Here is a 13,513-nt window from a genome sequence, read left to right on the forward strand (position 1 = left end):
GAGGCGCTGTGAGCGCAACGGCTATGGGCTTGCAGGCTGGTTTGCAGGTTCATCGGCAAACCGCTTGGCAATAAAGCCATACATCAGGTAACCAACAGCCATGACAATCATGGCACCGAATACCGCGTCTTTACCGGAAGCGTACAGGGCATAAAAGGAGTAAAGCATTGCGACCAGCAAAATCACCACATTGCGTCGAAACACCCCGACACTAACCTTGGCCTTGTACATGATGACCAACAAGGCTGAAAGCGAAGTAACGTAGGGAATCAGGTTGGTGACTGCCGCCAGGTTAACCAGCTTACTGAACTGCTCACTGGCATTTGGCGAGATGGTTGAAACCGCCATCAGGGTCTGCAGAATGCCGCACACGACCATGCCAATCACCGGCGCATTGTGTGTGGTAACCCGGGAAAACAGCTTGGGAAACATACGCTGGTCTGCCGTGACCTTTGCCGTCTGGGCCAAGGTGAACTGCCAGCCCAACAGCGAACCCACGCACGCCATAACAGCAAGTCCCATGATGATCTGCCCCACCAATGGATTGAACATCTGTGCATAAACGGCGGCGAAAGGCGCGCTGGAGTTGGCCAATTCAGCATTGGGCACAATGCCCTGAATCACCGTGGTCGACAGGATATACACCACTGCCGCCCCCAGGGTACCGAACAGGCATGCCAAGGGTACGTTGCGCTTGGGGTCTTCAACGGCATCGGAGTTCTGCGCCGCAGACTCCATCCCCAGGAACGCCCACAGGGTCAGCGGAATGCTCTGGCCAATTGCATCACTCAAGGCCAGATTATGAGGATTCCACGCTGCCGCCAATACATCTGGCTTAAACCAGAACCAGCCAATCACACTCAGCCCTGCGACGGGAATGATCACGCCCCACACGGTAATAGCACCAATTTTCCCAGTAATTTGCGGCCCACCGAAGTTGGCAACAGTGGTTAGCCAAATCAGCCCCACGGTACCAATGAACAGCGGTATTGCACCTGTTCCCAACCATGGGAAAAACGGTGTCAGGTAACCCACAGCCGAGATACCGATGGCCACGTTGCCAATTGCCAACGAAAGAAAGTACAGGAACGAACAAAGGAAGAATGCCGACTTGCCATGGGCTTCTTCACTGTAGGCCGACATGCCTCCCGAGCGATGACAAAATATGCCGCACTGGGCAAAGCAATAGGCAATGGCCATCGACCCGACAGCGGTAATGATCCATGACAACAGTGACACCGCGCCCAGCTGAGCCATGCTCGAAGGCAGCATGATGATGCCTGAGCCCATCATGTTGACCGAGACCAGGGTGGTAAGCCCCATCAGGCCCATTTTCTTTGTTTGCGCCATAAAAGGCTCCTTGTGCTAAACGGCAATATGTTTCACGCACCCATGTGCAGAACTAGGCCTTGACCACGTACACCCTGTAAGTGAGGTCACCGTCAGCGCTGCGCTCTATTTCAACCCCGTGGTTGTCATGTTCAAACCCTGGGAAATGGCCGTCGAACAACTCCATTGCCAACAGGTAATCGATGATTGCGCGCTTGTCCGCGCCCGCTTTCTCCCCCGGCATCATCAACGGAATACCTGGTGGATAAGGCACGATCTGCACCGCCACGGTACGCCCGAGCATATCGCGCACGGCGATCTGCTCGATCTCGCCTTTGACCAACTTGCTGTAGGTCGCCCGTGGTGAACTGATTTGATCCGGTAGCAGGGTGAACGCTGCATCCATGTTGTGCAGCAACTTGGAGGCAAGCATCTCGGCATGCATCTCATCGGCCAGATCTTTCAGGCCCATGCCGCTATAACGTTCGGGATAACTATCGAGCAGGTCAGGCATGACCTGCTCCAGCGATGCATTGTTGTCGTAATGCTTTTTGAACTCCATCAGGCCTGCGACCAAGGAGCCCCACTTGCCTTTGGTGATGCCAATACTGAACAGCAAGAGAATCGAATAAGGCTCGGTTTTCTCGACAACAATGCCGCGACTGGAGAGGAAAGACGAAACCAGCGGCGCCGGAATGCCCGCCTCTTGCATCTCACCTTCAAGGCTTTGCCCAGGCGTCAGTATGGTGACCTTGATAGGATCAAGCATGCAGTAATCGGCACCCAGGTCACCAAAGCCATGCCAGCTGTCCTCAGGCTTGAGCACCCACGACTGACCTTTGCGTAATTGCTCGACCGGCACATCGACAAAGGCTACACCGCCAATCTGGTCTGGCTGCCAGACACCAAACCACCAGTCGCCAGAGTCGCGCTGGCTGATTTCATTGCCAAGCCGAACCATGGCCTGGCGAAAGGCAATTGCCTCGCCAATCGACTCATCGGTTAGGTACTCACCGGAATCATCCATCATCTTCGCCGACACATCGGTCGACGCAATGATGCTGTATTGCGGTGAAGTTGAGGTATGCATCATGAACGCTTCGTTGAACAGCGCAGGCCTGACTGGCACCTTGCCTGAGCGAATATGAATCATGGATGCCTGAGACAGCGCCGCCAAAAGCTTGTGTGTCGAATGAGTGACAGTCACAGTTGCATCATCGGCGTGGCGCTCCCCCCGGTGCATGCCGTAGCGGCCTTCGTACAAGGGGTTGAAGCGCGCGTAGGCGTACCAAGCCTCGTCATAATGGATGCGGTCAACGCTCTTGCTCAGTTCGCGCGTTGTGGTTTGTACGTTGTAGCAAAGGCCGTCGTAGGTCGAATTGGTCAACACCGCCAATGCTGGCTTGGTTTTTTTGTCGGCGAGCAAAGGGCTGTCTGCAATTTTTTTCGTGATAATTTCAGGGCTCATTTCCGACTGCGGAACAGGGCCGATCAAGCCTCGTGCATTACGCCGTGGGCGCAAGTACAACGGCACAGCACCAGTCATGTTCAATGCATAATTAAGCGACTTGTGACAGTTACGGTCGACCAACACCGGATCAGAATCAGTCACTGCCGAATGCAGCACAATCTCGTTACTGGCCGAGCTCCCGCCGACCGAAAAGAAAGTGTAATCCGCACCGAAAACGCGCGCCGCATTACGCTCGGCCTCGAGTACAGGGCCAGAATGATCATTCAAGGAACCAAGCTCACCCACCGAAACACTGAGGTCTGAACGGAGCATTTCCTCACCATAAAAGTCGAGGAAGCTACGCCCTACAGCAGTTTTCATAAAAGCTGTTCCGCCGGTGTGACCCGGAGTGTGCCACGAGTACTCATGGGTGCCGGAGAAGTTGACCAAAGCGCCGAAAAACGGCGGCAAAATACTGTCGAGATAGCGCTTGGCCGCAGCGGCGATGCGTCCGGCAATAAACGCGGGGCTGTCTTCGGGGTGCCAAATAAAGCCGTCAATCTGCTCAAAGAACTCAAGCGGCGCCTGCTTATGCGCGGACTTGCTCATGGCGACGATAATCGGCAATTGCGCAGTGCGCTTGCGGATCAACTGAATGATATCCATGGCCTTTGCCATGTCTTGCTCACACAGCCCCCAACCGAGAATGACACAGCTATAGGCCGGGCTTGCAAGCAAGGCGACTTCACCATCTTCAAGGCTGGTTGCGGTTTCAAAACCCAGGTCATGGGCTGCTAATGCCTCGCCAATTTCCAAGGCGCTGCGCAACATTGCACTGCCCGTTTGCTCTTGTACCTGGGAAATAATCAACACGGGATACTGCTCTGCAAGTTGTCCCGGCAGAGGCTGTTTACGGTTACCCATTTACGCTCACTCCATTAGGCGTGTGAAAGACTGCTAGAGGCTTACTTGAGGCACCAGAAGTGGTAGTCACCGTCCTTATGCACCGCGCCTTCGACTTCTTTCTCGAAGCCGGGGAAATGATTCCCCCAATCTTGCAGTGCCTGGATATAGCGAATCCAGGGACCATCGAGCGGCCCAAGGTTTTCACCCGGCATCACAATTGGAATACCCGGTGGGTAAGGCATGATGCCAACGCCAGTCACCCGGTTTGCGGCCTGAGCCAAAGGCAACAGTTCAGCTTCACCGGCTTGCAATGCCTGAAACGCAGCGCGGGGCGTGGTTTCAATCTTGGGTAGCGAGCCAAATGCCGAAGCCTGCAAGTCATCCATGCGGCTGTTGCGCATAAACTCAAACATCTCTTGGCTTAGGTCACGTAGCCCCATGCCGCTGTAACGCTCAGGTGCTTGAGCGACCAAATCTGGCAACACTTGCGCCAAAGGAAGGTTGTTATCGTAATCACGCTTGAATGCCAGCAATACGCTGATCAAGGTGCCCCACTTGCCCTTGGTCACACCGATGCTAAACAGGCACAGCACCATAAAATCAGTAATGCGAGAAGGCACGATGTTCTTGCGATAGAAATAGGCTCCCAGAATAGGGGCTGGAATGCCCTCGTCCAACAGCTTGCCGTCGGCGCCCATGCCCGGAACCATGATTCCGACCTTGATCGGATCGAGCATGCACCAACCTTCCTCAAGCCCTTCAAAACCGTGCCACTGCGCCCCGGGCTCCAATGTCCAGCAACTCGGGTCGGTGGTCAGTTGCTCGGCGTCAGCATCGGCAAAGTCAACCAGTTCGCCGGTCTTGGCATCTTTAATCTGCGGGGCATTCCAGGGCTCGAAAAACCAATCGCCACGCTCAGCAAATTCACGGTGGGTACGAGCAAGCGCCTGCCTGAAATCAACCGCTTCGCGAATGGTGTCCTGGGTCAGTGAATAACCGCCATTGCCGTCCATCATCGCAGCCCCGACTTCATTGGAAGCAAACAAGGCGTACATCGGCGAAGTGGTAGCCTGGATTACAAAGGACTCATTGAACCGGCTGTGCTCAATCGGATTACGACCATTGCGGACATGGATAAAAGACGACTGAGACAGTGCCGCAAGCAGCTTGTGAGTCGAATGGGTTGCAAATACTGTTGGCTGATCTGGCTGATGGTCCTTAGCCTCACCACGCATGGCAAAGCGACCTTCGTACATGGGGTTAAAACGTGCGTACCCGTACCAGGCTTCGTCAAAGTGAATACGGTCTACATTCTGCGCCAGCATGTCTTCTGCCTTTTCGACGTTCAAGCACATGCCGTCGTAAGTACAGTTAGTGACTACCGCATATACCGCTTTATTGCCTTTGGCTTGCGCAGCCAGAGGGTGACTGGCGATCGCCGCATTGATTCGCTCGGGTTCAAATTGCGTAGGCAATAACGGGCCGATGATGCCGTAACGGTTACGTGTAGGTGTCATATAGATCGGTAAGCCACCGGTCAGAACCAGGCCTTGTTCAATCGATTTGTGGCAGTTGCGATCGCACAACGCATATTGGTTTTCACCCACGCACGCCATGAAGATGGTGCGGTTTGAGCCTGATGTACCGTTAAGCACGGCGTAACTGGCATGGGATCCAAACACCCGGGCGCAATAGGCTTCAGACTCACCGACCGGGCCGCTGTGATCCAGCACCGAGCCCAGGTTGCCGCGCTCGATACCACTGTCCGCACGGAACAGATTTTCGCCAAAAAAGTCGAAAAACACCCGGCCAATGGGTGACTTGGTAAAGGCAATCCCGCCCTGATGACCGGGTGCTGCCCAAGAGTGTTCATCCTTGACCGTGTAGCGCAACAATGCGTCGGTGAACGGCGGCAGCAGGTGTTCCAGATAACGATTGATCGCGGCCACCACCCGGCCAGCAATGAAGGGCGCAGTGTCTTCAAGCATCCAGACAAACTCATCGGCCAACTCCATCGCCTCGACCGTGATACTTTTCTTGGCATCGCGATCAGCCATCAAGAAGACCGGAGCGCGCTCGTGGCGCTGGCGTATAGCGCGCAATAACTCCAATGCCTGGATGTGGCTTGCGGTATCGTTTTGTCCCAGGGTCCAGTCGACACAAAAGCAGTGCAAGGCGGCATCAGATGTCACGCAGGCCAAGCCGTCTTCATAGGAAGTAGCCAACACCAATTCGGCATTACGGCCACGAAGTTCTTCTTCAAGCTCTGCCAATACCCGACCGCGGGCACTGTTTGGATTACCCAAATCGTCATCGACGACCAGAACGCGCATCATGAGCTTTTTATTGGTTCTTCCAATCATTCTGGCCATCCTTGTCTGTTCAAGTTTGAAGGCAGCGATCTAATCACCAGAGCGCTCAGCTCCGCTTGATATAGGTCAATACTTTCGACTAGTTGAAAAACCAGCGTAGGACAAGTTTTTAGTACTTGCTGAATAACTATTATTTGCTATTGACTAACTAGACATGCACAAGCAAACAGCCACTACCGCGGGTTGCAGTAATACCGCCACACAGGCCCACATCGATAGGTGAAATAGTCATTTGCCTGAGAAGGACAAGCGCATCAATAAAACCGACAAACGGTACGCATATTTATCCAGCCCCGCATGGCTTTTGAGCAAATCATTCTGCACAAAACGCGTCAAGGACAGTATTTTCAGCGATAGTCACTGGGCAATTTACCGGTCCATTTCTTGAAGGCTCGGCGAAAATTTGAAGGGTCATTGAAACCCAACAAATAAGCGATTTCATACAATGGCAAGTGCGTGGTAGTCAGGTACTGAAGCGCCAAGCTGCGACGCACGTCATCCAGTACTTGTTGGTAACTGGTGCCCATGTTGGAAAGGTGCCGACGCAAAGTTCGAGTGCTGGTGTGCAGGGTTTTCGCAGCGCTTGCCAGATCCGGAAAATCGCCAGGGCGGGCAAGCAATAAACGGCGCACGCGAGTCAGCAACCGTTCCTCAACATCCAGGGTGGAAAGCAACACTTCACACTGCTGCTCACACATCTGCACCGTAGCCGGATTAGCCAAGGCCATTGGTTTATCCAGATAAGTCCTGGGCATGCTTAACGAGTGGTAGGCTTGCTCGAACTTTGCGTCCACACCAAATACCTGCTTGTAGCGATCCGCATACCCCGGTGCGCTATAGCTGAAACCCACTTCAATGTTACGCAGTCGCTCACCGACTAAAAAACCGGCAATAGTGAACAAACTTGCGAGCAAGCCCTCTGCCGCAAAACGATTGAGGTTACCCAGCGGCATGCTTTCCCTGGCACGCAGTTCAACCCGGTCAACCAACTCAATCAGTTCAAGTTCGAAACTGATACCAAGCACCCGGTAGTACTTCAACGCAAACTGAATCGCCTTACCGAGGTTGGCACTGGCAAGCACGGCGTAACCCAGGATTCCGTGCGTCGAAACGTTCAAGCGTTGGCCAAGTAATAATCCCAATGCGGGCTCATTGCAGAGCTGCAATGCACTGAGCGCAAGCAGGTTGAAATCCACAAGGGACAAACGACCGTTTGGGTTATCCAAGACTTGCAGGCGAACATTGGCATGCGCACAAACCTGCTCGCGGTTGACGCCCAGTTCATCTAATAACTCAAGCAGTGCCTCTGCATAGGCAACAGGCACCAGTTCGGCGTTGAAATTCAAGGTCGGGTCATCCCTTTCTTATTGTCTTTGGCCAGATATGACCATAGACCAAAATAGGTTTTCAAACTGCACTCATTGTTGGCCAAGGCATGCATGCCAGCAATGGCCATATATGACCTGAATATTGGCAGTTGATAACCTTTTCTAATAGTCACCAGCCACTCATAGTGATGCTCTAGAAGAACTAAAAATAAGGAGACAGCATGGTTAGCACTACGCCTGCGGGATTGAAAATTCGCCCCAGACATATGGATTTTGACTTCCCCAATCCTTTGCCTCGCCACTGGCATAGCGGTGACGCATTCAAGAGCCATCTGTTTGACTCCATGTCGGTGCTGTTTCCTGACGGCGAACGCTTTTTTATCGATTCGGTTCGCAACTTTCGCGAGCAAATAACAGATCCAGAATTGTCAGAACAGATTCGTGGTTTCATTGGCCAAGAGGGTCATCATAGCCGCGAGCACCTGGTCTATAGCGACCGGTTGAGAGACTTGGGCTATGACGTTACGCGCATGGAAAACCGCGCCAAAAAACGTATTCACTACACGCAAAACAACTTCTCGGCAAAACGTCAGCTAGCCGCAACCGCGGCCATGGAGCACATCACCGCGATCATGGCGGATGGACTTTTGCGCAACGAAAAACAGATGGAGGGCGCCCACCCAATGATGCGCCAGTTATGGCGCTGGCATGCACTGGAAGAAACCGAGCACAAGGCGGTGGCTTTCGACGTTTACAACCAGGTAGGCGGCAATAGAAAAATCCTTCATCGGGCAATGCGCATAGGCACATTTTTCTTCATCAAGGACACATTTCTTGGTCTGGCACACATGCTCAAACAAGACGGCTTGCTATGGAATTGGCGGGTCTGGCGTGACGGGCTGCGCTGGATGTGGGGCAAGGAAGGTGTATTTCGACCGATGATCAAAACCTATAAAGACTTCTTCAAAGAAGATTTTCATCCATGGCAGCACAACAACATTGAACTGCTTTATGCCACACGCCTTGAATTTGATAAAGCACAGGAACCAGCCGCAGCCTAGCTGCGGCAACAATGGGAACACCTTCGCCAGTGCTATGCGATGTCAGGCGCACTGCACTGGCGAGATTGCGCACAGCAGATAGCCAATTTCGACCTAATCATCGCAATTGCCTGCCTGTAAAAACTGCAAGGCATCGGCTGCGCTTTGCCAAGGAATTTCCTCCATGGGCAAGTGCCCCACACCCGGATATGTTTTCACTTGGAGACCCGGTAAATCTCGCTCCCACAACTGCACCTGCACTGGCGAAATCCAGCGGTCGACCTCACCCCATAACAGCAAGGTCGGCACCTTGAGCCTGGCAACCGCAGCAGGTGTTTGCTGCAACTGAGTACGATTGGTCAACACCAGTTGCCTGAAAATCTGCATCATCGCCTTACGATTTCCAGGACGACGACTTAGCCGATAATAACGTTCGACCACATTCGCCTTGATTCTTTTATGGTCACCATAAACCTCTTTTACACCCTGGGCGATCAATGCCCTGGGCATCCAGATTGACATAAACAGGATAGAGCCCGGCAACTGGGAGGCGGCGATCATCCATGGAAGTTTTTTCATGGCGTAGCCAGCAGGATCAATCAACACCAGTTTTTCAACACGACCGGGCTGGTTCAGAGCAAAGTTCCACGCCAAATAACCGCCCAGAGAACTACCTGCGAAACTGGCTTTATCAACATGCAGATGATCCATCAACAAGCCCAACACCCTGAGCATGCGCTCAAGCGTATAGACGCCGTCCTTGCCAGGTCCAGTCAAGCCAAACCCTGGAAGATCAAAACGAATCACTCGGTAATGCGGGTTGAACTCGGTAAACCAATCATCCCAAGTGTGCAGCGATGCAACCACGCCGTGAAGCATAATGATGACCGGCAGCTTGCGGTCACCCTGGTCACGGTAGTGCACATTGAAGCCATCAAGTTCGACAAAGGCTGAGCCACTGCCAGCCGCTGCATAAATCGATGTGAGATCACGCAAGGCTAAGGCGCCAATCCCCATAGAAGTGAACAACTTAGTCACAGGCGAAAACAGCGCGGTACTGAGCGACATTAAAAGCCCCTTTTTTTATAGTTTTTGGATGCGGTGCTGAAGCAGCCGCCGGGTAGCTCTGAGACAGGCTCACGGACAAGCACGCACAAAGCCTTTGGGGATAACAGCACATAGAAATAAAGGCCTGTACCTCACCTAGGTACAGCTAGCGCTGCGGTGACGGCTTGAGCCACCCTGAGTGCTACTACTTGACTCGATGCCGGTAACACCCCTGAACACTGGCGCCCAGTCAACACCCAAGTCACACCATACTTTCCTTCGGCAGACGCAAGCCGTCTCAGCACGCTAGCCTCAACTGATGCGCGCTCACACAGAACTCAGGGTAAAACTGAAGACTCCATACCGATCAATCAGGTTTCTGGTGGTCGCGTTGCTATTGCTATGGCTAAACGCTGCAGAAGCCAGGCAACTGTTTTATCTGGGCCAAGCGATCCCGGATATACAGCGCCCTTGGAGCAGCATGGATTACCAGCGTTTGATAGAAGCGCTGCAGCAGGTCAATAAAACCCAGGCCAATGCACTGCCAAAACGTAGTGGTGAATTTACCGGACCTATCTATCAGCGCATGGTGAGCGCTGATAATTTGCAAGCACAATTGAATATCTACAGGCCACTGGAGTCGCGCCAGAACGAGGCCCGTGAGGCGTTGTTTCAACTCAAAGAATTAATGCGCCTGTACTTTGACTTTAAGGCATCCAAACAGCCCTACGCAGCTGAAGCGCTGGGTTTGATGAGCTACTCGCTGAATCAACAAGCGGTGCTATTTACCTTAACAACAGAGTTTTGGATGACCCTTTCGCCTAGCGAACAGCGTAACCCCGTGCGCCTGAAAGGATTGTCCGAAACCAAGGCTGGCGCTGCGGTGCTGACTAAAAGCGCACTCGATTACCTAGGGCTCACCCAGCAGTTCGCTCGTGCAGAGTTGGTTCTGTATAGCGCGGAGCTAAGCAAGCAGCTGCCGAGTCTGTTTGTGCACCTTTCCAACGATACCCGCCAGCAACTGATACAGAGAATCAGCCTTATTGCAAAATCTCACACCTATCCGGCTGTGCGTTCTAACTTTGCATCACTGCAGCCGGTGTTGGTGGCGCTTCAAGATGATATGCAAAAACAAATCACAGCCAGTAACCGCAAACCCGCTGAACATAAATCCAGACAGCAATTGAATTTACAGTTGCCTACCTCTGATCTTCCCTTCTAGATGCCGGCCTGCTTGCCTGCCGACTAGACCAACTCAAACCTCAGAGTAACCCCAAGCTATTGGCACGGGCCACAGCCTGGGTACGCCGCTCAACACCTAACTTGCTGTTGATATGCCGGGCGTGGGTTTTAACGGTATGCAGCGAAATGAATAGTCGTTCACTAATCTCCTGGTTAGAACAGCCCTTGGCAATCAACTCCAGTACTGCCCGTTCCCGACCGCTCAACGGCTCAGTGAGGCTTACATGATCATTTGGTACTTCAGGCAAAGGGGCCAGAGCAGGCAATAACGCCAGTAAAGCCTCGTTGACCGGGGTTGTAGCACGCGCCACAAGTTGCTCGCGCAGCCACCTAGGTTTATGCACCAAGAGTTCATCAAACTGTAGCAAGCCTCCACCAGCAGCCATATCCAGTGCGCTATTGAGATGCTGCTGCGCCTCTGCCTCGCGTCCACCGTGGAGCACCAACATAGCCAATTGCACTTGCGCAAATGAGCCAATAAATTGCCCGCCGGTTGTTTGCGCCCGCTGAACTAAAGCCTTCAAGCGACGCTCAGCTTCGCTGGCACAGCCTTTAATTCGCTCAAGCACCGCCAGGTGAAAATCAATGTGCAGTGCAAGTTGTGGGTGATATTCAGGCGCTGTCGCAGCTTGGCCAGCCCCGTATGTTTCATCCAGACGCTCAAGCCATGCCTCGGCAAGGTCAACCTGGCCTTGACGCAACCACAACTCGCATTTGATCAGAGTGATCATGGCCAGATAGTAAACAGGCGGCACATCCCAGATATGCATGAGTCGTTCAGCATCACTGAGCAGTGCAAAAGCTTCAGGCAAACGTCCTTCGCGACCTTCTTGACTGGCTAGAACGCAATAGCCTATCAGTACGCTGATATCGCGACAGGCACGGGCCTCTTTAATCCCTGCGCGTAGGTGCGAGGCCGCCTTATGTGGCTGCATACGGAATGAAAGCAGAGTTCCTTCATACAGTGTAAGCCTTGCCCTGGCCGCATAGAAACGATGTGCTGGAACATCACGCAGCAGTTCCAGGCCTTGGCGAGTCTCAGCCAGGGCCCGGCAGACTTCACCGCGGGCTTGCAGTACTCGAGCACGATCGTAGTATGCAAGCGCCTCAAAAAGTGGATTACCAATGCGCTGGGCAAGTTCTAGCGCGTCGCGATTAAGACCACGCGCCCGCCATAAGTCGCCCTGCACTATTGCCAGGTTCGCCAATACCGAAAGGCAGGTAAGTCGTGGTCCATAGCGCTCATGGGATAACCCAGCCAGTGCCGCAGTGCAGAACTCGATGGCTCGCGGACTATCACCACGCCCCCGGGCAATCACCCCGCTGATCGCCAACCATTGCGCCACCAGTTCCTGCTGTTGCTGAGCAGAAGGCGCGGGCAGGAAACGGCTAAGCTGCGCGGCCAGTTCCTCAGCGGCATCGAGCTGGCAGGCCAGGGCCAAAGCCCAGCTGTAAAGCAGAATCAGCCTGGAGGTACTACTAAGCAAGTGATCGGGCAGGTCCATTTTCCAACGCAGCAATGCCGATACATTTTGCTCCGCCAGTAATTGCTCTTCTGACAAGCTCTGCACCAAGTTTGCCGCGACGTCGGGTTGGCCGGCCTGTAGAGCCTGCTCAATTGCCTCATCCAGAAGACCATGAGAGGTAAACCAACGGCATGCACGTAAATGCATGTGTGCAACCTTTGCTTCCGAGCCTTGCACAGGTCGTGCGCGCAGCAAATCGGAAAACAGGTGATGGTAACGAAACCATTTGCCCTGCTCGTCGAGAGGAACCAGAAACACCTGATGTGTCTGCAAGTAATCGAGAATACTGGCGCTGTCACGGCTATCACGAATCACATCGCATAGCTCAGCGCAGAAACGATCCATGCTTGCAGTGTCATACAAGAATGCCTGAACGTCGGCAGGTTGACGCTCAATAACCTCCTCCAGCAAATACTCACGTATGAGCCCTTGCGCACCATGGGGGACGGCCATGACATGCTGTAGGTCGGCTAACTGACCTGCATCAGTTGCTGCCAGCAGCCATAAGCGCAGGCCCGCAATCCACCCTTCGCTGCGAATACATAACTCGGCTAATGCTTCAGCCGGCAAGCTTGCGCCTTGGCGACCCAGCAACTGGCTTATTTCATCTTGCGTAAGACGTAAGTCCTGTTCGTTGAGCTCAAGTAACTGCTGGGATAAACGCAGCCGGGCAAGGTGCCAATCCGGACGCTGGCGACTCGTTACCAAGAGCAGCATCTCACTAGGCAGATGATTCAGCAGAAATTGCAGACAGCGATCAAGAACGGCCCCCTGGGCAAGATGATAATCATCGAGCACCAGCAATAAAGGCTGGCGAGGGTCCAGCGCTTGGCTCAAGTCATCAAGAAATGCATCGAGCCACTCTTCAAATGCAAAGGGCTGATGACGCTGGCGCATTTTCAGCAAGCCAAGCGCCTCATCGCCAACACTGGGGTAATGTTGCTGCAGCCCTAACAGCAGTCGCTCAAGAAACTTGCCAGGGTCACTGTCCCGCTCACTCAAACCCAGCCACAGGTTTTGCCAGTTGCTCGGCAACTGTTCACAAAACTCGATGGCCAGAGAGCTTTTCCCAAAACCGGCAGGCGCCGAGACCAGCAATAGACGACCCTGCAAACCATGCTGTAATCGCTGGCAAAGGCGAGAGCGGGCGATATGCCCTTCAGGCAGTGGTGGCCTGTAGAAACGTAATTCCCCTTGGGCGGTGATCCGCGATGAGCCAGGCAGGTTGGATAAATCGGTCATTTGCCAGTTCTTGGATTAGTTAGGAGAGCAA

Annotated in this window: 8 protein-coding genes; 2 read left to right on the forward strand and 6 right to left on the reverse strand. The window is 53.4% G+C overall.

The features are described from left to right. Positions 1–21 precede the first annotated feature (21 nt). From potE to AACY26_RS03850, 4 genes are all read right to left on the reverse strand, one after another. The gene (potE, locus tag AACY26_RS03835) at positions 22–1,350 is read right to left on the reverse strand and encodes a putrescine-ornithine antiporter (protein WP_339511138.1); all 1,329 of its coding nucleotides are present in this window, start codon (positions 1,348–1,350) and stop codon (positions 22–24) included. A 52-nt stretch (positions 1,351–1,402) separates the two neighbouring features. Next, on the reverse strand, positions 1,403–3,703 hold the full coding sequence (locus AACY26_RS03840; protein WP_339511140.1) for an Orn/Lys/Arg decarboxylase N-terminal domain-containing protein: 2,301 nt from the start codon (positions 3,701–3,703) through the stop codon (positions 1,403–1,405). Between the two features lie 41 nt (positions 3,704–3,744). Beyond that, positions 3,745–6,048, reverse strand: a complete 2,304-nt coding sequence (locus AACY26_RS03845; protein WP_339511142.1) for an Orn/Lys/Arg decarboxylase N-terminal domain-containing protein — start codon at positions 6,046–6,048, stop codon at positions 3,745–3,747. A 356-nt stretch (positions 6,049–6,404) separates the two neighbouring features. Then, a complete protein-coding gene (locus tag AACY26_RS03850; RefSeq protein WP_339511144.1) occupies positions 6,405–7,403 on the reverse strand; it encodes an AraC family transcriptional regulator in 999 nt (332 codons plus the stop codon). 203 nt (positions 7,404–7,606) lie between these two features. Here AACY26_RS03850 and AACY26_RS03855 point away from each other — a divergent pair, with 203 nt between their 5' ends. Next, entirely contained in the window at positions 7,607–8,446 is an 840-nt protein-coding gene (locus AACY26_RS03855; RefSeq protein ID WP_339511146.1) for a metal-dependent hydrolase, read from the forward strand. Positions 8,447–8,539: 93 nt separating this feature from the next. Here AACY26_RS03855 and AACY26_RS03860 read toward each other — a convergent pair whose 3' ends face one another. Further along, complete coding sequence (locus tag AACY26_RS03860) at positions 8,540–9,493, reverse strand: alpha/beta fold hydrolase (RefSeq protein ID WP_339511148.1); 954 nt, start codon at positions 9,491–9,493, stop codon at positions 8,540–8,542. 328 nt (positions 9,494–9,821) lie between these two features. Between AACY26_RS03860 and AACY26_RS03865 the strand changes: the two genes are divergently transcribed. Next, positions 9,822–10,694, forward strand: a complete 873-nt coding sequence (locus tag AACY26_RS03865) for a hypothetical protein (protein ID WP_445261277.1) — start codon at positions 9,822–9,824, stop codon at positions 10,692–10,694. 40 nt (positions 10,695–10,734) lie between these two features. Here the strand turns inward: AACY26_RS03865 and AACY26_RS03870 are convergent, their stop codons facing one another. Continuing rightward, positions 10,735–13,482: a LuxR C-terminal-related transcriptional regulator gene (locus tag AACY26_RS03870; protein ID WP_339511150.1), complete on the reverse strand. Its 2,748-nt coding sequence runs from the start codon at positions 13,480–13,482 to the stop codon at positions 10,735–10,737. Positions 13,483–13,513 lie beyond the last annotated feature (31 nt).

The organism is Pseudomonas sp. RL_15y_Pfl2_60 (genome assembly GCF_963970595.1).
Classification (GTDB): domain Bacteria; phylum Pseudomonadota; class Gammaproteobacteria; order Pseudomonadales; family Pseudomonadaceae; genus Aquipseudomonas.

Bases quoted from the DNA above. Each gene is read 5' to 3' on its own strand.
- potE (WP_339511138.1), bottom strand. From the start codon at position 1,350: ATGGCGCAAACAAAGAAAATGGGCCTGATGGGGCTTACCACCCTGGTC.
- AACY26_RS03840 (WP_339511140.1), bottom strand. From the start codon at position 3,703: ATGGGTAACCGTAAACAGCCTCTGCCGGGACAACTTGCAGAGCAGTAT.
- AACY26_RS03845 (WP_339511142.1), bottom strand. From the start codon at position 6,048: ATGATTGGAAGAACCAATAAAAAGCTCATGATGCGCGTTCTGGTCGTC.
- AACY26_RS03855 (WP_339511146.1), top strand. From the start codon at position 7,607: ATGGTTAGCACTACGCCTGCGGGATTGAAAATTCGCCCCAGACATATG.
- AACY26_RS03860 (WP_339511148.1), bottom strand. From the start codon at position 9,493: ATGTCGCTCAGTACCGCGCTGTTTTCGCCTGTGACTAAGTTGTTCACT.
- AACY26_RS03870 (WP_339511150.1), bottom strand. From the start codon at position 13,482: ATGACCGATTTATCCAACCTGCCTGGCTCATCGCGGATCACCGCCCAA.